Annotated in this window: 16 protein-coding genes and 1 pseudogene; 10 read left to right on the plus strand and 7 right to left on the minus strand. The window is 67.3% G+C overall.

Features of this window, described 5'->3' with window-relative positions; genetic code table 11:
* Positions 1–11: 11 nt before the first annotated feature.
* Complete coding sequence (locus V1457_RS23535) at positions 12–551, minus strand: DUF6879 family protein (protein WP_338596883.1); 540 nt, start codon at positions 549–551, stop codon at positions 12–14.
* Positions 548–766: a hypothetical protein gene (locus tag V1457_RS23540; protein ID WP_338596885.1), complete on the minus strand. Its 219-nt coding sequence runs from the start codon at positions 764–766 to the stop codon at positions 548–550. The genes V1457_RS23535 and V1457_RS23540 overlap by 4 nt, the downstream gene beginning before the upstream one ends.
* A gap of 251 nt (positions 767–1,017) precedes the next feature.
* Here V1457_RS23540 and fxlM point away from each other — a divergent pair, with 251 nt between their 5' ends.
* The 5 genes from fxlM (at position 1,018) to V1457_RS23565 (ending at position 7,943) form a co-directional block, all read left to right on the plus strand.
* Positions 1,018–2,328 (plus strand): methyltransferase, FxLD system, encoded by a 1,311-nt coding sequence (gene fxlM / locus V1457_RS23545; protein ID WP_338596887.1) that lies wholly within the window; start codon positions 1,018–1,020, stop codon positions 2,326–2,328.
* Between the two features lie 51 nt (positions 2,329–2,379).
* Positions 2,380–2,565 carry an FxLD family lanthipeptide gene (locus V1457_RS23550; protein WP_200073138.1) on the plus strand — a complete coding sequence of 62 codons (186 nt, stop codon included), beginning with the start codon at positions 2,380–2,382 and terminating at the stop codon, positions 2,563–2,565.
* A 73-nt stretch (positions 2,566–2,638) separates the two neighbouring features.
* Positions 2,639–5,728 (plus strand): lantibiotic dehydratase, encoded by a 3,090-nt coding sequence (locus V1457_RS23555; protein WP_338596890.1) that lies wholly within the window; start codon positions 2,639–2,641, stop codon positions 5,726–5,728.
* Positions 5,725–6,954: a lanthionine synthetase C family protein gene (locus tag V1457_RS23560; protein ID WP_338596892.1), complete on the plus strand. Its 1,230-nt coding sequence runs from the start codon at positions 5,725–5,727 to the stop codon at positions 6,952–6,954. The genes V1457_RS23555 and V1457_RS23560 overlap by 4 nt, the downstream gene beginning before the upstream one ends.
* Positions 6,936–7,943 (plus strand): thiopeptide-type bacteriocin biosynthesis protein, encoded by a 1,008-nt coding sequence (locus tag V1457_RS23565; protein ID WP_338596894.1) that lies wholly within the window; start codon positions 6,936–6,938, stop codon positions 7,941–7,943. Before V1457_RS23560 ends, V1457_RS23565 begins: the two co-directional genes overlap by 19 nt.
* A 122-nt stretch (positions 7,944–8,065) precedes the next feature.
* Here the strand turns inward: V1457_RS23565 and V1457_RS23570 are convergent, their stop codons facing one another.
* The 5 genes and pseudogenes from V1457_RS23570 to V1457_RS23585 form a co-directional block, all read right to left on the minus strand.
* The gene (locus V1457_RS23570; RefSeq protein WP_338596895.1) at positions 8,066–8,560 is read right to left on the minus strand and encodes a hypothetical protein; all 495 of its coding nucleotides are present in this window, start codon (positions 8,558–8,560) and stop codon (positions 8,066–8,068) included.
* 16 nt (positions 8,561–8,576) lie between these two features.
* A pseudogene (locus V1457_RS30670) lies at positions 8,577–8,783 on the minus strand (NucA/NucB deoxyribonuclease domain-containing protein); the annotation flags it as partial.
* Positions 8,784–8,793: 10 nt separating this feature from the next.
* Complete coding sequence (locus tag V1457_RS23575; protein WP_338596897.1) at positions 8,794–9,282, minus strand: hypothetical protein; 489 nt, start codon at positions 9,280–9,282, stop codon at positions 8,794–8,796.
* A gap of 13 nt (positions 9,283–9,295) precedes the next feature.
* Positions 9,296–13,816 (minus strand): RHS repeat-associated core domain-containing protein, encoded by a 4,521-nt coding sequence (locus V1457_RS23580; RefSeq protein WP_338596898.1) that lies wholly within the window; start codon positions 13,814–13,816, stop codon positions 9,296–9,298.
* Positions 13,817–14,028: 212 nt separating this feature from the next.
* Positions 14,029–16,248: a helix-turn-helix domain-containing protein gene (locus tag V1457_RS23585; protein WP_338596900.1), complete on the minus strand. Its 2,220-nt coding sequence runs from the start codon at positions 16,246–16,248 to the stop codon at positions 14,029–14,031.
* Between the two features lie 237 nt (positions 16,249–16,485).
* On the opposite strand from V1457_RS23585, the gene V1457_RS23590 reads away from it, so the two are divergent.
* The 5 genes from V1457_RS23590 to V1457_RS23610 all read left to right on the plus strand — a co-directional run bounded on the left by V1457_RS23590 (position 16,486) and on the right by V1457_RS23610 (position 19,942).
* Positions 16,486–17,205: a GGDEF domain-containing protein gene (locus V1457_RS23590; RefSeq protein ID WP_338596902.1), complete on the plus strand. Its 720-nt coding sequence runs from the start codon at positions 16,486–16,488 to the stop codon at positions 17,203–17,205.
* 42 nt (positions 17,206–17,247) lie between these two features.
* Positions 17,248–17,832: a methyltransferase gene (locus tag V1457_RS23595; RefSeq protein ID WP_338596903.1), complete on the plus strand. Its 585-nt coding sequence runs from the start codon at positions 17,248–17,250 to the stop codon at positions 17,830–17,832.
* 197 nt (positions 17,833–18,029) lie between these two features.
* Positions 18,030–18,368, plus strand: a complete 339-nt coding sequence (locus tag V1457_RS23600) for a hypothetical protein (RefSeq protein WP_338596904.1) — start codon at positions 18,030–18,032, stop codon at positions 18,366–18,368.
* Complete coding sequence (locus V1457_RS23605) at positions 18,368–19,219, plus strand: hypothetical protein (RefSeq protein ID WP_338596905.1); 852 nt, start codon at positions 18,368–18,370, stop codon at positions 19,217–19,219. The genes V1457_RS23600 and V1457_RS23605 overlap by 1 nt, the downstream gene beginning before the upstream one ends.
* Positions 19,220–19,354: 135 nt before the next feature.
* Positions 19,355–19,942, plus strand: coding sequence for an SAF domain-containing protein (locus V1457_RS23610; RefSeq protein ID WP_338596907.1), 588 nt, complete (start codon positions 19,355–19,357; stop codon positions 19,940–19,942).
* Positions 19,943–19,966 lie beyond the last annotated feature (24 nt).

The following is a 19,966-nucleotide window of genomic DNA, read 5'->3' on the forward strand; positions in this document are numbered from 1 at the left end:
GTTCCCTTCTTCTAACGCGAGTCGTACTCGCTCCACGATATTGACTGCGCAATCGCGGCCTCGCGCTGGGCGCACGCATCGGCGATGCACTGCGGATCGGAGGTCGGCTCGGCGCCGAGCCACGCGCCGTCCGCGGAGTAGCGCATCATCCACAGCCTGCGTGCGTCGATGAGCCAGTAATCGGCGGCTTGCACGTCGGTCGGCCATCGATCTCCGCGGACGGGAATGATCCGGACGTCCTCGCCCGCTTGAACGTTGGGGGCGTACGAGGCCAGTTCGAACCGTACGTAGTCGGTCAGCGGTTCGGTCACCACGTGCACGCGCTGGATCCGGCAGCCCTGGCCGACGCGGTGACGGGTGCGTTCGCACCACTGCTGGAGTTCCGCGGTAATCGGGATGCGGCCGGTGCGTCGCCACTCGGCAAGGGCGTCGTCCTCGCTGCTGCCGGAGTAGTTCTGCAGCGTCTCCAACCGAAAAAGCGAATAGCGGAAGGCGGCAAGCTCATCGCGGAGCTGGTCGATGCCGTCGCGTAGGTCGTGCGCGGGCGTCACGGGGTCTTTTCCTGGTAGAGGCGGGCGGCCTCGACGAGGATCTCGGGCTTGATCAGGACACCCGACTCGCCCGGGAGCAGATTTTCCATGTTGGCGAAGGTCTCCGGGTCCATCTCGAGGCCCTGGACGGCCATCATGCCGTTCTCAGCGAGGTAGACACTCTGGCAGCCGGTGGGGTTCGACTCCGGGTCCTTGCAGATCTTGTGCAGGTGCACGACGGCCTCCCGTCTCGTCGGGGCACGAACGCCACGATCTTCGCTTAGAACGACCTTGACTGTCCATAACCTTACTGACAACCTCAACCTAACCGCGCTCTAACCTTGATCGTTGTCGGGTCGCGTTCCCGATAGTCCGTCGGCGGCTTTCCCCTCCCTACCCACCAGGGCGCGAGGACGGCTGACGTACAGGGAGCACACGCGCGTGCGGCGAACGAGGGAAGACCATCGAAAGAGAGGCAGGAAGCCCGGTGAGCACATCTTCCGAACAGGTTCCGGACGACTCGCTGGAGCCGGACGTGAGCCCCGCCGCCGAGGCAACCCAGATTCAGCGGGCGCGGGCGGCGATGGTGCAGCGGTTGTGGGAGCTCGATGCGCTGCGTTCGGAACGTGTCGCGGAGGTCTTCGCCACGGTCGACAGGCACGTGTTCGCGCCGGGTGTGCCGGTGGCAGAGGTCTACGACGCTACGACCGCGGTGCGAACGAAGTGGGACGAGCACGGCAGCGCGATCAGCTCGATCTCCGCTCCACAGATCCAGGCATTCATGTTGGAACAAGCGGATGTCCGGCCGGGGATGCGCGTGTTGGAGGTCGGCTCGGGCGGCGTCAACGCCGCGATGCTGGCCGAACTCGTCGGCGACACCGGCCACGTGACCACAATGGACATTGATCCGGAGATCACTGGCCGGTCCCGAAAGCTGTTGGATGCGGCGGGATACCCGCAGGTGCACGTGGAGTGCGCGGACGCCGAGCATGGCGTGCCCGCACGAGCACCGTTCGACGTGGTGCTGGTGACGGTCGGCTGCTGGGATCTTCCTGCCGCGTTGACGGACCAGCTTGCCGAAAGCGGACGCATCGTCGTTCCGCTGCGGATGCGGGGAATTACGCGATCCCTGTCGTTGCATCGCGCCGGTGACCACTTGCTGGCGGATTCGGCCGAGGTGTGCGGGTTCGTCAAGGCACAAGGTCTTGGCGCGCACCAGGAAAGGATGCTGCTGCTGCACGGCGACCGGATCGCTCTGCGCTTCGACGACGACACCGCACCTGCCGATCCGTCTCGGCTCGACGGCGCGTTGGGTACTGATCGCGCTGACGTGTGGTCCGGCATCACCGTGGAAGCGATGGAGCCATTCGACAGCCTGGGGCTGTGGCTGGCCTCCGTGCTGCCGGGCTCGTGCCGACTCGCGGTCGATCCCGACTACGACCGGGCAATCGACAGCGGTCCGGTGATGGTCGTCCCCGAAGGCCGCTGGTTCCCAGACGCCTACGTGAACTCGCACGAGGACTCGTTCGCCTATCTCGCTACCCGGCGCCTCGACGACGGGCTCTTCGAGTTCGGCGCCCACGCCTTCGGCCCGCACGCCGGAGAGGCCGCCGAGGCGATGGTGGAGCAGATCCGCGCGTGGGACCGCGACTATCGCCACGGCCCTGACCCGGTCATCGCCGTCTGGCCGTACGACGCCCCGGACGACGCACTGCTGTCCCCGGACGCCGCTGCGACCACGGTGATCGCGAAGCGGCACACCAGCATCACGATCTCCTGGCCGCGCCCTTCGGCATAGCAGCCGAGACGGCCAGGTTCGTTTGGAACAGAACAACGAGGAAGGAAACGCATGGCGGCCAACACGACCACGCTGTCCCGCACCGAGGACGTCGACATCAGCGACGATTTCACGCTCGACTTCCAGGTGATCGAGTCCGCGTATCCGCTCGCGAAGTTGAGCTGCGACACCGATGACGGGTGCGGGCAGACCTGCTCCACCAGCGCTTGCAACAGCCAGGCCAACAACCCGTCGTGAACCCTGCCCTCGCCGGGACGCTGATCCCTCTGGCGTCCCGGCGGGAACGCTCTGTCCGATCCAGGAGGTGCGCGTGGCCACGCCGCGCCGTTTTCGTCACGCCGATTTCGTACTGGTTCGAGCGAGCACCGACCCGGGAGGGCTGAGCCTGCCGCGGCTGGATCTGCACACCGCCGAGGATGCCGAGACGACCGGCCGGGAATGGCTCACCGAGTTATGGGGGCGCGATGTCGTACGCACCGCCTTCGGTGTCGCCAGCCCGGCGCTGTGCGAGCAGATCGCCGCCGCAGTCGACGGCGCGAAACTCAACCGCCGCTCCTGGCGCAGCCTGCTGGTCTCGACGTGCTCTTACGTCCTGCGCTGGCAACAGCGCCCCACTCCTTTCGGCCTGTTCGCCGGAGTGACCACCGCGGCGATCGGCGCCTCCACGCGCGTCGTCTTCGGCGAGCAGCATGAGCTGCACCGGCAGATCGACCCGAGCTGGCTCCACGAGTTGATCAGCGAGCTCGAATCCGATCCCGAGGTGCTGGCGAAGGCATCGCTCGTGGTCAACAACGCGGGCACTGTCCGCGGCGACCGATTCGTCGTCCCCAACCATTCCTCCGGTACCGCTGAGGACAAGCCCTCGGCGCAGGTGGCCGCTGGGCTCGATGAGGTGGAACTGGCGCTGCGTCGCACTCGCCCGGTCGATGCCGCACTTGCTGCTGCGCGCGTCCCGATCCCGGGACGAATGCTGTTCGACCAACTACACCGTGAATTCCCGTCGGTTCCGCGTGAGCAGGTCGCGACGTTGCTCAGCGGACTTGTCGCGCACCGCGTGCTGGTGACCAGCCTCCGGGCTCCATCGGCGTGCCCGAACCCTGCCGAGCATGTTCTCGCGCAGCTGGACGATCCCCGCCGCGAAAGCGAGGAGAACGATCATGTCGGCGATGCTCGCGAGGATCTGCGCTCCTTCTTTAGCTCGGGATCGCAGGCGAAGACCACCGTGTCCGAAGCCGCGAGTCCGGCTCGCCCGTCACCTCCGTCCAGTGTGGACGTCTCGCTCGACGGACGGGTCACGCTGCCGGAGCCCGTGCTGCGCGAAGCCGAGTCGGCGGCCTCCGTCCTGCTCGAGGTGACTCCGAGCCCGTTCGGCACCGCCCCGTGGCGCGACTACCACCTGCGGTTCCGAGAACGGTACGGCTCCGGTGCGCTGGTACCGGTACGCGAGTTGGTATCCGACTCCGGGCTCGGTTTCCCAACCGGATTCCTCGGCGCGGCCCGCGAACAAGGGGCTCGTTTGCTGACCGATCGCGACGCCGCCCTGCAAGCGATGCTGCAGGAGACCGTCCTCGATGGACGGACCGAAGTCGCCTTGTCCGAGGAATTGATCGAGCAACTCTCCGTCGGAGACCACCGCGATCTGACGCCGCCCGAGCGGGTCGAGCTGGCCTTCACGATCCACACAACCTCGACCGAGGCCCTGGACCAGGGACGGTTCCGGCTGTGGGTCACCGGGGCTCCGGTGCCGACCTCCAGCATGGCCGGGCGCTTCGCCGCCGTGCTCGACGAGCACGCGCGGCAACAGCTGTCCCGCACCTACCCCACAGGGGACGAGGTGATGGTCGCCCAACTTTCCTTTCCCCCGCGACGCATCGCCAATGAAGCCGTCACCCGCACTCCGGACCTGTTGCCATGGCTGTTGCCCATCGGCGAACACCCGCCAGAGCTCGGCGCCGACTCAGCTCGGTTACTCCATCTCGACGACCTCGCGGTGACTGCCAGCTCCGCCCAGTTCTTCCTCATCCACCGCCCCAGCGGAAAACCGGTGCACCCTTACGTGCCACACGCCTTGGAAACCACCATCTACACGCCACCACTGGCGCGCTTCCTCGCCGAACTGCCCATCGCGCGGCGGGCGGTGTTCGGCCCCATCGACTTCGGTGCGAGCCGGACCCTGCGATTCCTGCCCCGAATCCGACACGGCCGCAGCGTGCTGTCCCCGGCGCGGTGGCTGCTGCACGCCACCGACCTCCCCGGCCCACGCGCCGCGAGCACTGAATGGGAGCAAGCGTTGAAAAGGTGGCGCGAGCGCTGGCGGGTTCCCGCCCACCTGCTCCTCGTCGAAGGAGAACAACGCCTGCCACTCGACCTCGACGAACCGACCCAGCGCAGCCTGCTGCGCGTACGGTTGCACCGAGCAGGCAAGGCGGAGCTTCGCGAAGCAGGTGATCCTGCACGACGCGGCTGGACGGGACGCGCGTGCGAATTCCTGGTGCCGCTCACCGCTAGCCCGAGCCCGTCCGCGCCGCCGGTCAGCCGGAAAGTCGTCGTCCGCGATGACAGCGTCGGCTCGCCCGCCCGAAACGACGGCGCCTTCCCGGGCACTTCATCGCTCGTCTTGTCCAAATTGGAGGGACCCCCGCAGCGGTTCGACACCATCCTGACCGAGCATCTCCCGAACCTGCGCCAGCACCTCGGCGACGAGATCCAACGCCTGTGGTTCCGCCGCCACCACGACACCACCCGGCCTGACTCGGACCACTCGCTACAGCTATGGCTGAGGCTGACCAGCGCCGACCGCTACGGGTCCGCTACGACATGCCTGGCCGGATGGGCCGAAGACCTGCGCGCGTCCGGGTTGCTGGCCCAAGTCAGCTTCGAGACCGCCTGGGCACAACCCGGCAAGTACGGCGATCTGTCCGCCGCCGAGCGGGTGTTCGCAGCCGATTCCGCAGCCGCACTTGCCGAGATCTCCTATGCCGAACAGCTCCAGCTGCCTCGGCCTGCGGTGGCTGCGGTGTCGATGGTTGATCTCGCCACAGCCCTCGCGTCGGACGCGGAGAAGGGCTGGGAGATGGTGATCGCCAGCCTCCCGCAGCAGACCGGTCCGCTCGACACTGCGCTGCGCGAGCGCGCCCTCGGCCTTGCACGTCACCTACAACAGGACCAACCGCACGTCCGCAACGATGCAGTGCAGGCAGCATGGGCCGCGCGCCGCGAAGCGCTCGAAACGTACCGAGCGCAGCTCGACCGGCCGCCGGAATCAGTACTCCGAGCGCTGTTGCACGAACATTTCCGGAGGACCATCGCGGTTTCCCGCGAACAGGAGGAGACCACCAACCGGCTCGCCCGCGCCGTCGCGTTGCAGGCGCTCGCGCTGACCCAACGAGGTGTCGGATGAACCGGCAGCATTTCGCCGCGCCCGGCAACGCGAAGCACGCCGAACTCCTCAGCGTCATGGCGACGCCCCTGACCGAACCCGCCACCGGGCAGGCCGAGCTGGCCCAATCGTTGTCTCGCGGAGCCGCTGGCATCGCCCTCTGGCATCTCGAACGCTCCCACCACGATGTGCCCGAAGCACGGCCTCTGCTGCACCAGTGGGTGCGCGCCGCCCTAGCTTCGCCGATCAGTTCCGCCGAAACCGCGGGCCTGCACGCAGGTCTGCCCGCGATCACGTTCCTGCTGCATCTCGCCGAGCCCGTACTGCCCGAATACCGTCCCGCCATCACCGAGTTCGACCAGCACCTGAGACGGCTCGCCCACCGCCGGGTCGACGTCGCGCTGGAACGCATCCGGCACGGCCGTCCGGCTGGTTTCGCCGAGTACGACCTGATGCGCGGGCTGACCGGGATCGGGCACCTGCTGCTGCACCACCAGCCAGGCACCGACGCCCTGGCCCGCGTCCTGGACTACCTCGTCCGACTGACCAAACCGCTCACCGTCGACGGAGAGACACTGCCGGGATGGTGGGTCGACCACGCACCCGACCAGCTGCTGCCGACACCGGGCGGGCACAGCAACCTCGGCATTGCCCACGGCATCACCGGCCCGCTCGCCGTGCTCGCCCACGCGGCCCGCCGCGCGATCACCGTCGATGGCCACTACGACGCCATAGACCGGATCTGCGCACACCTCGACCACTGGCAGCAGGACAACGCCGGACCCTGGTGGCCGTATTGGATCGACCACCACGACTACGCCCGCGGGTGCCTCACCAGCCACCAGCCGGGACGGCCATCGTGGTGCTACGGCACCCCAGGGATCGCCCGAGCACAACAACTCGCAGGACTCGCCACCGGCGATACCACTCGGCAACACGCCGCGGAGACAGCGCTGCTGGCCTGCCTGAACGACGACAGCCAAACCGACCTGATCAGCGACATGGGGCTATGTCACGGATGGGCCGGGCTGTACCTCACGGCAGCGCGAACCGCCCACGATGGAGCCACCCCGGGCCTCGCCGCACTTCTGCCTTCACTCGCACAGCAACTCGTCCAACACGCCGAAGCCACTCCGCCTCCCGAACTCGGCTTGCTCGACAGCGCGACCGGCGTCGCCCTCGCCCTTCACGCCGTCACGACGGGCGTCCCGATATCCGGATGGGACCAATGCCTCTTAATCAGCTGAACACCTCGGCAGCGCCCGCCGAACTCATCGCGACGGCCGTCCGCAGCGTGATGGCAGGCGAAACCCTCCCCGAAGCCGCCGCAGCCCACGACCTCGACGTCGGCGAGCTCGCTGACGCACTCGACACGTACGACCGGGCTGGGCGCGCCGCCGTGTATGACCGCACGGCAGACACGACCTGGTGGCAAGCACATCTCGAATTCAGCGCATGGGAGCAAGCCGAACTCATCGCAGCCTCAGCCCTCGCACCACTCCTGAACGCTTGGTGCCGGACCGGACTCCTCCGGCAATGGTGGTTCATCCGAAAAGCACCGAGCTGGCGCCTTCGCCTGCAACCCGACACCGACCACGATGCTCTACGCACCCGCGCCGCCGCCGAGCTCGACCGACTCGTCCAGCAAGGTCACCTCGCCAGCTGGCGCCCGAGCCACTACGAACCCGAAGCTCTCGCATTCGGAGGCCCCAGCGGAATCCGCATCGCACACACCCTGTTCAGCGCCGACAGCGCCAACCTCCTCGCTCACCTTCACACCCGCCACGTGCCGCTCGGCCGCGTCGAGCTCTCGATGCTGTTGTGCACCCAGCTCTTCCGCGCCGCGGGACAAGAGCAGTTCGAGGCCGGCGACATCTGGCACCGCGTCACCTACCTGCGTCCGCACCCGCAACACCCCAGTACCGACACCGGACACCACACCGACTTGACCCGGCAGCTACGCACACTGCTGACCTACGACGCTCGCCCCACCGGGCCGCTCTTCGCTCCCGAAGGCTCGCTCCACGCAGCCCACGACTGGGCACACGCCTTCCACGAAGCTGGACGTGACCTCGCCCGCGCAGCACGAGAATCCAAGGTGCACAGGGGAATCCGCCACATCCTCGCCCACCACGTGATCTTCCACTGGAACCGGCTCGGCCTCGACACCAACACCCAGCACGCACTCGCCCACGCCGCGACCTGCGCACTGCTCCCGCTCGAAACCACACCCTGAGCTCGGCACCGAAAACGAGATCATCCCAAGCGTGCCTGCGCCTAATGATGCCGACAGCCCCAAGCGGGTGCGGCCACAACACCTCGTGTTTCGCCCTGGAGCCGACTCCCGCAGAAGGGCACTTATCCGAGCAGTGGCGCCATCGAGTCGGGGCCGTACAGCTCGGTCGGTTCCAAGTGGTCGTCGACCGGCCACACCTCCAAAAGGTGCTGTTCGATCGCCTCGGTTATCGGTTCGCCATGACTGACCGCTTCGTGGCGGCCGCGGACGGAAACGCGCAACCGGACCCAGCCAGCCGGGACCATGATGCGGGTCGGCGTGTCGGCGACGTAGAGCTCACGAAGGTCGAGCTGCCCGTCCCCGCAGTCCAGAGTCCACTCCGCGGCCATATCCCAGGCACGATCGACCTGGTCAGGTGCCGCTCGGTGCACATGCACGGTCACGGCGACCGGTCCCCACTCGGTCCCGCACAGAATCGTGACCCAGTTGTCCCCACCGACGAACAGTCCATAGACGGGATCCGACCACGGATTTTCTTCGCCCGGCTGTCCACGCAGCTGGTACTGACCGTCCCTGGAATAGACGGTCAGTACCAGCGGAATCGATGCTTCACTCACGAATCGTGCTCCTGCTCTACCAGGCGGGAGTTCCGTCTGCGAGCACAGCTTGAACGTAGAACGAGTCGCGATCAAGGACGCGATACCGGTCGTAGTTAGCGTTCGTCAGACCGCCCTGGGAACGATTCGCTCCGATGGGAACGGTACGAGTGGATCGGTCGTCCGGAGCGGCTCCGTCGCCTCCCTGGTACGTGGTGGCCAACGGGCATTCGTCGCAGCTCGGATCCCCACATCTATGCGTCTTGCAGCGCTTCGCGAACCTTCTGGTGAAAGCCCTCTAGGAGGCTTGGGAGTTCGTTCGCGATTACTTCGACGCCACCGGACTCGACCTCGTAGGTGGATCCGACGAGGGCGCCGCCTTGGAGGAGGTAGATTTTGCCATCTGAACGACTCAGGGCGAACAGCCCTCCACCGCCGTCGGACCCGATGACGATGACCGAGTCCTCGACAGCGCCCGTAACGCGGGTGGGTTGACCGTCTTTCGCGCCGTCGACAACCGCTGTGGCCGATTCGATAAACAGGCCGTTCTGCACGTCGGGAAGTGATACCTCGTGAACTTCCGAGTAGAACTCAAGCAGGTCCGAAGAAGCACCCATCGACGAAAGTTCGGCGATGGCTTCGCTCTCGCCGCCAGCTTCCGCCCTGGTCACCACGTTGTCGTCGGGAGGGTATCCGAAAATGCCCTCGAATCCGCGCATGAGTTCGTCGAGGTCTTGCGACATCGACTGAACCCAGTCATTTAGGCTCTGCCCAGAAATATTCACCGTAGCCCCTATCGATCTGGCTCGTTACGTCTTCGATCTCAGCTCGCGTAGGGTTCGGGTTGAGATCGTGGAACCACTTCCACTGATTCGTGATTTCCTGGTGGACGTTGGCCCCGCGAGATCCCATCCTACTACCGGGGATCCCGCGCATGTTGGACGGCGCGTCGAAGTCGAAGTCGTGGAATTCCGGGTGGTTCCGGTACTCCTGCGGCACCGCGTGGTGGGCGTCCCAGTCCTTCGGGAGTCGCTGGAAGCCATTCTTGTTCAGCCAAGCGTTGAATCTGCCACGGTAGTTGTCCTTACTGATGGAGGGGAATTCGGGGTCGCGTCCTGCCGCCTGGCCGCCCTGGTAGGGCGAGAGCCCTACCGGGTCCGATAACCGGAAGGGGTTGTCGACGTACGAAGTCGGATTCGGCGCCGGTCCCAGTCCAAGCGGGTCCGCGGATGCGTACTGTCCTGTTTCGGGCGAGTAATGCCGGTGGTAGTTGTAGTAGAGTTCACTTTCCTCATCGTGGTACTGGCCGGGAAAGCGCAGCGGCGTAGCGGCGTCGTGTTCCCGTCGACCGGGCACGGTTCCCCACATTGTCATGCGGCTATGCCAAGCGACCGCGCCGTCATCATCGACCAGCTCCGCGGGAGAACCCACGAGATCAGTGACGATCAGGTGGAAGCGCTCGTCGATGGTTTCTTGGGACGCCTCGCGGAGAGATCCCCGTTCTCGTTGGGTGACCGGACGGAACGTTCCTGGTTCGTAGTCCCAGACCATCACCGACGCATTGGCAGATTCCGGGTTTTCCGCGCTTTCATGAGTCTGGGATTGCTCCGCGAGCTGTGCGCCGTCCCAGGCGAACGTGACCTGCTCGATGATCGAGCCGTCCAGGGCGAGACGTTGCTTGGCGGTGCGTCGCCCCAAGGCGTCGTATCGATAGCGCCAGTGGGATCCCTCCGGTGTGGCCACACGCGTAAGCCGGTCATCGGCGTCCCAGGTGTATCGCCATGTGGCGGGCTTCTGCGACAGGCGCTTCTGCTGCCGCAACACCAACCGGCCTTGCGCGTCGTGTTCGTAGCGGACCTTGCCGGCTCGCCTGATCAGGCTGCCGCTGTATTCGCGCTCGCCCAACGCCTCGGACTCGCTCTCCGGCGCAGGCCACGATGCACTGGTGATGTTGCCCGCCGTGTCGTAGGCGTAGCGTTCACTCCACCCGGAACCGTGCACAGCGGTGACGCGTCCGACGTGGTCAAGGTCGAAGCGACGAGGCCCCGCGATCTGGTCCTCGATGCCGACCAAGTAGCCGTCGGGACGATAGGCGTAGGCACGATGCTGGGTCTGCCTTTCGGCCGTTCCGATCACGGCCTGTGCCGTGAGCTGATGGTTGGCGTCCCATTCTTGGGTCAGCGCCACATTCGCTCCGAGGGATCTGCGGATTTCTCGCCCGGCTGCATCGTGGCTGAACCGCACCGTGCGTCCCGCGGTGTGCAGCGCGAGCGGGTTGCTTCCCTCGTCGTAGTCCCACACGCTTTCCGCGCCGGAGGGAGTGAGTCGTCGAGTGCGCCGTCCCAGTGCGTCGTAGGTCGAGCTGACAGTGCGGCCGTTGACGGATTCAGTGAGCACGCGGCCCAGCGAGTCACGTTCAAAGCGCACCTGTGCGTCGTCGTTGGTTGCTTCCAGCAGCCTTCCGAGGGCGTCATAGCGGAACGACGCCACAGAACCTCCACTGCGGCGTTCGAGGACCTGGCCCAACGGATCACGGAGGAACGAGGTCGTCTCGCCCGCTCCGTTGGTGCGTGCAACGAGTTCACCTGCGGCGTCGTGCTGGTAAGTGAGGGTTCGTCCGTCGAAGTCGTGCTCGGCGGTGAGGTTGCCCGCAGCGTCGTATTCGTAGCTCCACACCAAGCCGCGCTGGTTCGTGACGCTGACGAGTCGGAGTTCGGTGTCGTAGCCGAATTCCAGTCGCGTGCCGTCGGGACGGACTTCGGCCGAGGGCAGTTCGAAGTGCGTGGCTTCGGAACGGGTGGTCTGACCGAGCGGGTCGATGTGAGTGCGGAGGTTGCCCTCGCCGTCGTAGAGCCACCGTTCGGTGGCACCACTGGGTAGGATCCGCCATGCGGGTTTGCCGTCGACGGTATAGCCGAGCCGGGTCACGCCGCCAACCGGATCGATGTTGGCGACGACGCGGCCGAAGCCGTCCCGCTCGTACCGGGTCGTCCCGCCGGTCGGCCCGGTAATCGCCGTCGGAAGTCCCGCCGCGTTCGTTTCGACCGTACTGGCATGCCCCAACGTGTCGGTGACAGCAGTGAGATGGCCGCGCTCGTTGTAGCCGTAGGCGGTTACCGCGCCCATCGGGTCGATGACCCGGGTGAGGTTGCCCGCGTCGTCGTACTCATGACGCTTGAGCGTGCCGTCGGGCGCGATCATGGTAACCGGCTGCCGTAGCTCGTTGTACTCCACGGAAATCCGGTTGCCGTCCGGCCTAAGCACGGTCGTGACGTTCCCGTTGTCGTCATACCAGTACCGCGTGGTGCGCCCGAGGGGGTCGGTGCGCGAGGAAAGCCGCCGGTGCTCGTCCCATTCGGACAATGTCTCGCTGCCCAACGGGCCGACCTCGCGGATGATTTTGCCGTCATCGTTGAGGTGGTATTCAGTCTGATTGCCGAGGGAATCGGTGAGGTAGGTGATCGAGTTGTCGCTGTCGTACGCCAGCGTGCAGCTGAGGAACCCGTCTGCGCCTTCCCCGCGGATGCAGCGGCCTTCGCCGTCGTAGGTGAAGCGGTACGAGCTGCCGACGCGGTCTTGCCAACCGGTGATGCGACCGGCGTCGTCGTAGTCGAACCGCATCGGTTGTCCGGAGGCGTTGATGACCTCGGTGAGCCGGTCTCCCCGGTACCGGTAGCGCATCAGCGGCACGTCCGCGCCGTTGTCAGCGCCGCACAGGTACAGCGCCGTCACGAGGCGGTCGGTGGTCTCGATCCGGATCCGGTAGCCACCGCTGTGGCGGACCTCGGTGGGCAGACCGGTGTCGTCGTGGACGAAGTCGATGCGGTGGCCGTTGCGGTCGGTGATCGCCGTGAGCGGCCAGTGCGTGTCGTGCTGCGTGAAGTGCAGGAACCGTCCCTGCTCCACGTCGGTGAGCACATACTCGCCGTCCTCGGTACGGGTCAGCGGCCATTGCGGCCCGACGCGTGGAAGGACCGTGACCCCGGGCATCGGGTCCGGGTAGGCCAGCGCGAGGGCGTCGTCCGAGGCGAAATACGCGCCATCGCCGTCGACTTCCAAGCGCTGGTCCAATGTGGATGCCCAACTCGACCCGAACGCCTGCCCGATCCGATACGACGACAGATGAGTCCGGCGTAGCACCAACGGAAGAACGCCGTCGAGCTCGACATCGGTCTGCGTCTGCAGCATGCGCCCGCTGTTGACGTCGATCGGGTCTCCGCCCGTGGTCAGGGATTTCGTCTCGTCGGTGTGGCTGGCGAGGTCGCCGCCGTGCTTGGTGCCTCGGGCGTTCTTGGCAACCTTGGACAGGCCCCCGACCACTTTGCTGCCGAGTTTGGCGACCTTGCCGAACGGGATGACCGTTAATGCCGTGTCCACGAGGATCGAGGTGAGGCTGCCTTCGCCGGTGGCGGCGTAGATACCGGCGTCAATGGCCAGCGCCGCACCACCGGTGATGCCCGCGGCGATCAGGAACGCTCCGCCGACGGCGTTGCCGACCACCGGGATCGCCTGCAGCACTAGGCCGACGACCGCGAGCGCACCCGACACCACCTTGAGCGCTTCCGAAATGCTCTTGAGCACGTCCTTGTTCTCGCGGATGAAGTCCCGGCCCTGCCCGATGAGGTCATAGCTGGCTGGAGGCTCCTGGAACCGCATCTCCTTGGCCTCGTTGATGCGGTTCGTGCACTCCCGCGCGGCTGCGGTCATCTCCGTGCGCAGACCATTGGCCTTGTCCACACAGTCCTGCCAGGCCACGCGCGCTGACGACAACGCCGCCGAGGCGTCCCCGGTATCCGATTCGTACGGGGTTCCAGGCGGTGGCGGAGCATGCCCGGCCGGGGCATGAGCGGCGCGATCTTGCTCAGACCGAGCATGAGCGCGGTCGGCCGACTGAGCGCGCTCCACACGTCCCTCACTGGCCTTGAGCTGCTCCCACAGGCCGGGCGCCTGATGCGCCAGCGGTCGCATCTTGCCCTGCAGCTCCGACAATCGCGACGAGAAGGTGTCCAACGCCGTCCCGACCTGGCTGAACGCCGTCCCGGTCACCCGCAGGTTCGGCGGCAGCTCCGAATCGACCTTCTCCCGGAACTGCTCAGCCTCCGGCCCCTGAAACTGGCCGGTATCCATGCCGGTGATCCGCTCGGCTGCGTGCGACGCGGACCCGCCGAAGCGGTCATACCGGCGCGCCGAACCCGCGATCGCTTCCGGTGATCCACCCAGCGAGAACAAGTGCTCCGGAAAATCCGCCATCGCGACCCCCAAATCACCAGGGCTCATGTCCGCGGTGGTGTGCGCCGACACCTCTGCACGGGCGACACCGCGACGAGCACTCAAGCGCGACCACTATCCATGATCACGACAGACCGCTGGCAGTTTACGACACCGGCTTGTCCCGTAGTGGCCGAACGAAGAATCCCGTCCTCCAGAAGCACACAGCCGAGCCGTCGCGGGCATCTATCGGCAGAGGGCATCCAGGCTGTTCTGGCCTGTCAGTCGGCGAGATCAAGCGAGTCCAGCTGGTCTTGGATGCGGTCGGCTTCGGGGTCGCCGATGTTGTCGGCGATCTGGAGTGCGCGGCGCCATGCCTGTGCGGCGTCGTCGGGGTGGTGTTGGGCTTTGCGGGTTTGGCCGAGGATGTCGAGGGCGTCGACTTCGCTGAACTGGGCGGTGTGTTCGTGGGCGTAGTCGGCGGCGTGCTGGGCGAGCTCGGCCGCGTCGGCGAGTTCGTGTTGGTGCAGGCGGGTTTCGGCGAGGCGGGTGTAGGCGTAGCAGTGCAGCAGCGGGTCGCCGCCGACGGGGAGTTGTTCGACCGCGCGGGTCAAGTCGGCGGCGGCCGTGTCGAGGTCGCGGGCGGCGAGGTTCAGGGTTCCTCGAAGGGAACGTGCGCTCGCGGACGCGGAGGTGCCGCCGATGCTGTCGAGGGCGTCGATCGCCTCGGTCAGCGTTGCGGTGACGGTGTCGGGCGAGTCTCCGCGGAGTAGTTGGGCTCGTCCGAGTCCTTGGGCGGCCCAGCCGATATCGCGCAGGTCGCCGCGCCGGCGGCGGAGTTGCAGGGCTTGCTCGAGATGCTCCACGGCGTCGTCAAGGTGGTGTCGTTCGGTGTCGATGTAGCCGAGGATGTTGAGCATCCAGGCGTGACCTTCGACCGAGTCGGATCGCTCGGTGACCTCCAAGACCTGCTGCGTCAGTCGATACGCCTGGTCATAGCTTTTCACGAGGATGATGTAGCTGAAGGCGCTGGCGACGAGTTGCCAGGCGAGCCGGTTCCATCCTTTGTCGATGGCGGTGCGGACGGCAGCGGGGAGGTATTCCCAGCGGGATTCCGACCAGGCAAGGGCGGCTTCGTAGGAGTCGAAATGCGGTGGGCGGACCCCGGCCGGTGGCGGTTCCAGCGGAGGACCGGCGGCGCGGTCGGGGGCGAGCATGACGCCGGCGTTGGCCCAGCCGTGCAGCATGTAGCCGAGGGTGCGTTCGGCGGCGTTGTCGCGGACCGCGCGCGAGTCGACACGGTGTGATTCTTCGAGCGCGAAAGCCCGGTGCAGCTCGTGGTATTTCCATTCGCGGCCGTGCTTGGTCAAAAGCGACACATCGGCGACGGCGTTGAGTAGCTCGCGGACTTGCGGGGTGTCGAGACCGGTGATCGCTGCCGCCGACTCCGGGGTCACGTCCGGCAGGTAGGCGCACAGCCGCCAGGCCCGGGCCTGTTCGTCGGTGAGGTGCTCGTAGGAGGCGCGGGCGGCGCCGCGCACGGCATCGGGAGGGACGGTGTCGGCGGACATTTCGGCGATCATCTCCTCGTCGGCATCATGCGCGGCGATGTAGTCCCCGAGTGCTCGCAATGCCAGCGGCAGCCCCGCGCCGCGGGCGGCGAGACCGGCTACCCGGTGGTGCGGTTGGTGGGCGCGGGCGGCGATCAGGGCGGTGGCGTCGTCGATGTTCAGTGGTGGCACCGATACCCACCGGACCCGTCCGGGCACGTCGGGCACTCGATCACGACTGGTTATCAGCACCACGCTACCGGGCGAGGCCGGGATCAGGGCAGAGATCTGATCGGATCGAGCGTTGTCCACACCGATGATGTAGCGCTTGTCCAGCAGGCTGCTGCGCCACAGTCCGACGAGTTCGTCGAGGTCGGACGGGAGTTCGGTCACCGGGGTCTGGGTGGTCAACGCGCACCATGAGCGCAGCACCGTGGCCGGGATGCGAGGCCCGGTGTTGGTGTCCCACCCGCGCATGTCGGCCCACAACACCCCGTCGAAACGCTGCCGTAGCTGCGCAGCGGCCGTGGCCGCGACCGCGGTTTTGCCGATGCCTCCCGGGCCGGTCAGCACCAGCGTCATCGGCGACGACGTACCGGGGCTTGTCGGTGAGGTGGCCTCCCGGGTGATCGTTTCCAGCAAGGCGACGCGATCGACGAGTTCTTCGACCGGGGGAACCTGGGCCACTACGGCGGCAGCGCGCCCGTGGGCGTTGCCTGCGGGGTCGTCGCCGTTGACCGGCAACCGCGACACGGCGTCGACGAAGTGACCGCTGGTTTCCAGCTCGCGATCAAGAATCTCGGCCAACTCGCGCCGCAATCGGCGGTGTCCTGCCTCGAGCCGGGAGAGCTGGCCGTGGCTGATGCTGATCTGTTTGGCGAGTTCCCGCACCGACAGATCGCGCTTGCGTCGCCACTCCTTCACCAGCGCGCCCACACGGTGATCGTCCACGCGCACCTCCGGAAACAGCCTCGCTCCCGCCTCGGTGATAACACGCCAGGGACGAACGAACCCAGATGCTCACTCGTCCGAGTGATTCCGTGGTGCCAAGCGTGAGGTTCCAAAGTTTGGCACCACGGAACCACTACCGGAACCACCACCACGCCACCCACGGTTCAGCTCAGGCAAGAAAACGAAATCTCGCTCCCCTGAAGCAGCAATTCAACATCATTCGAGAAGGAGCAGGTTATGAGCGACACCGTGGGATGGACGGCGACCGCACCGGAAGTCGTCGGCAACGCCGCGCTGATCCATTACGTGTGCACCCGTAGCACGAGGCTGGAGGCCGAGAACGGCGAACTGCGCAGGCAGATCGAGTTCTGGCGTGATTACACCGGTGAACTGGAACGAGAACTGGCGCGGGCCAGCGCGCAGGCCTGGGACACCGTGGCCGAAGTACCGATCCGCGCGGTGTGGGAGTCCATCGTGGACGCCCGCCTGGCCGGTGAACCCGGCCGTACCGCGGTGGTCTGGGCCGATCTCGACCACTTCAAGCAGGTCAACGACCGGCACGGGCACCTCGTCGGCGACGCGGTGCTGCGCGAGGTCGCGCGCCGTCTGCAGGACGCCTTCGCCGTGCGCTCACCGGTGGTGACGCGGCTGGGCGGGGACGAGTTCGGCGTCGTCGTCAGCGACCTCGACGAGAACACGGATCTCGCGCGGTTCGCCACGTTGATGCTCGAACCGGTCCCGCTCCCCGCTGGACGGTCGGTGCACGTGTCCGCCTCGGTCGGATACGCCCACGCCGCCGAGCTGCCCTGTGGAGCGGGCCGGGACGAGCTGTTGCGGCGCGCCGATGCGGGCGTCTACGCGCACAAGCCCGACACGGCCGCCGAGGTCCGCTGCACACCTGGCCCGCGTGGCCGCGCGCGGGCCTCGGCCGATGCGGTGCTGGGAGCGGCGCGATGAACCGCGAACACACCAACGCGCACACGGAACAGGATCTCGGACGTGACCACGATGCTGTGCGGGCTCGTCGCCGCCCCGCTGGTGACCCTCGGGTTGATGCCGTGGTTTCCCAGCTGGCCGGTGTGGACGCCGACCTTGATCGGGGCGGGAATGGCGGTGCTGTCGGCGGCGGTGCACGCGCGGTTCGCGGCGGATCCGGCGTGGGCGGCGTGGTGGTGGCTCGCGGTGATCGGCACGGTGCTCGGCCTGATCGACACCAAGCATCACCGGCTGCCGTACCCGTGGCTGACGATCCTGGCGATCGGCGGCGTAACCATGCTCGGAGCAGTGCGCCCCGAGCTGATCGGATGGTTGATCGGCGCGAGCCTGCTGGTACTGGCGCTCGGGCTGCTGGTGCAGTGGCTGATGCCGAGCGAGGTCGGATTCGGCGACACACTCCTGCTCGCCGCGCTGGCACCGTTCTGGGCCTGGCACGGCTGGACGACCGTGCTCACCGGACTGACCACGGCGCACCTGATGCTCGGGGCTTTCGCGGGGCTGGCATGGTTGTCCAGGCTCCGCGAGCCAAGCACGCGAATCGCGGCCGGACCGGGGCTGCTGTTGGGGGCGTGGATTCCGTTGCTGTGAGCCGGATCCGACGCTGCTTCGCGGCGGCTGGCGTCGTGCTAGCAGCCGGGCTGCTGGCCTCCTGCGCGAGTGCGACGCCTCCGGCACCGCCAGAGGAACCGGCGATCGCAGCGCCTCCACAAGCGCAGGCCGGGCATTCTGGTCCCGACGGGGACGTCGAGCGTGCGTATGAGCGGTTTTGGCAGGTGTCGCGGTCGTTGCCGCAGCGTCCGGTCGAGCGCTGGCGCCCGGAGTTGGAACGGGTCGCGGCCGGACCGATGGCCGAGACGATCCTGGCCAACCTGGCACAACAGCGCGCGGCCGGAATCGGCTTGTACGGGGAGATTCACCCCCGCATCACCGGAGTTCGCTTCGAGGGCACTCGTGCGGTGGTGACCGATTGCCAGGACACCAGCCAGTCCGGGCAGGCCGAGGCCGGCACCGGTAAGCCCCGCACGGTCGGCGTCGCCCGCAACCTCACCTCCGGCACGCTCGAACGCGGCCGAGACGGGACCTGGCGGGTCGTGCGCATCGACTACCCGCACGGAGGCTGCTGATGCGCCCGCGCCGCGGTGTTCTCGCAGTCCTGACCTGCCTCGGAGCGGGCACGCTGCTGCCAGTGCCCGCGGTGGCCGACGGCGACGTGGTGGTCACGCCCGGGGATGCGGACGGGCTCTACGGTGCCCCATCGGTCGACCTCGGCGCCGTGGCGGGCGGGACGCCGTCGTCTCCGGGCCAGTCCGGCTCGGCGCCCTCGGGTAGGGCGGAAGCCGGTGCCGGGGTGGCGGGGCCGCCGTTGGGGTTGAGTTGGTCGGCACCGGGAAGCGGGGTGCCGGAATGGTTCACCGTGGCACCGGAGTTCCGGTTCCCGGACTTCAGTGACCCCGCGGTCGCGCCCTCGCCGGATGTGCTGGCGGGACAGGCCGCCGGGCAGTTGCGGTTGCCGTTGCCGACGCCGCGGCATTCGCCGGATCTGCGGTTGCCGGACGGGCGCGCGGCCACGGTGGTCGGCGAGCACACCTGGTTCTGGACCGAACCCGGCGCGTGGCGGCCGGTATCGCGGCGGACCCAGGCCGGGCCGGTGTGGGTCGAGGTCACCGCCACACCCCGCACGTTGAGCCTGGATCCCGGGACCGGACAACCAGCGTCCTCCTGCACCGGGCCAGGGACTCCCTACAACCGGTCGTTCGGATTGCACGCCGCTTCCCCGGATTGCGATGTGGTGTTCGCGCACTCCTCAGCGGGCCGTCCTGGCGAGCAGGTCCCGGCTCGGTGGGCGATCACCTGGCAGGTGTCCTGGCGAGGGTTCGACGGCACCGCCCCGGTCGGCGGCACCTTAGCGCCGATGACCTCCCGCGCCGAAGCCGAGTTGGCCGTGGCCGAGGCCCAAGCCCTCACCACCGACTAACGCAACTCGTTTTTCTCGTCGATTTTCCTTTCTTCCTTGGGGATACCTATGTCCACAACAGACACAGCACGCGCCAGCAGCTCTGCGGCACGAGAACCGACGACCCCACGCGTACCGCGCAAGCGACGCTGGTGGATGTGGGGCACCGCCCTCGTGCTCGTGCTCGGTGCCGCCGGGGGCAATGCCGCGCTGATCGCTCAGGTCGCGGATCGGGAGCCGATGCTGGTGCTGGCCCGCGATGTTCCGTGGGGCGAGCGCATTTCCGGCGCCGATGTGCGGCAAGCAGACCTTCCCGCCCCGGTCGGGGACTTCGCCGTCCCGGACACCGAACGCGGCCAGGTCGTGGGGTTGGTCGCCGGGCACAACCTCAAGGCCGGGAGCCTGCTGGCCCACAGCGACCTGATTCGCCAAGCGGTCCCTGGTCCTGGGCAGCAAGTGGTCGGGCTGCGGCTCGAACCCGGCCGGTTTCCCGCCCGCGGGCTGGCACCGAACGATCCGGTCGTCGTGCGGCCTGCGCCTGAGAACTCCAGCACCGCGGCGGATTCCGGCGCACAGATCAGCCCGCAGGGCACCGAGTTCACCGCTCGCGTCGTGCGCAGTTCCCCACCCGATGCCGACGGGGCGATCACGGTCGACCTGCTCGTTGCCGAGGACACCGCGTCGGCGGCCGCACAAGCAGCAGTCACTGGTGCCCAGGTGAGCCTGCTCGGCCCACCGCACTGAATTGCCCATGAGTGAAAGGAGTTG

It is taken from the genome of Saccharopolyspora sp. SCSIO 74807, assembly GCF_037023755.1.
GTDB classification, from domain to species: domain Bacteria; phylum Actinomycetota; class Actinomycetes; order Mycobacteriales; family Pseudonocardiaceae; genus Saccharopolyspora_C; species Saccharopolyspora_C galaxeae.

What these genes read in the sequence shown, in the direction of transcription:
- V1457_RS23560 (WP_338596892.1), top strand. Translation starts at nt 5,725, where the DNA reads ATGAACCGGCAGCATTTCGCCGCGCCCGGCAACGCGAAGCACGCCGAA.
- V1457_RS23580 (WP_338596898.1), bottom strand. Translation starts at nt 13,816, where the DNA reads ATGAGCCCTGGTGATTTGGGGGTCGCGATGGCGGATTTTCCGGAGCAC.
- V1457_RS23605 (WP_338596905.1), top strand. Translation starts at nt 18,368, where the DNA reads ATGCGCCCGCGCCGCGGTGTTCTCGCAGTCCTGACCTGCCTCGGAGCG.
- V1457_RS23610 (WP_338596907.1), top strand. Translation starts at nt 19,355, where the DNA reads ATGTGGGGCACCGCCCTCGTGCTCGTGCTCGGTGCCGCCGGGGGCAAT.
- V1457_RS23565 (WP_338596894.1), top strand. Translation starts at nt 6,936, where the DNA reads ATGCCTCTTAATCAGCTGAACACCTCGGCAGCGCCCGCCGAACTCATC.
- V1457_RS23575 (WP_338596897.1), bottom strand. Translation starts at nt 9,282, where the DNA reads ATGTCGCAAGACCTCGACGAACTCATGCGCGGATTCGAGGGCATTTTC.
- V1457_RS23590 (WP_338596902.1), top strand. Translation starts at nt 16,486, where the DNA reads ATGAGCGACACCGTGGGATGGACGGCGACCGCACCGGAAGTCGTCGGC.
- V1457_RS23550 (WP_200073138.1), top strand. Translation starts at nt 2,380, where the DNA reads ATGGCGGCCAACACGACCACGCTGTCCCGCACCGAGGACGTCGACATC.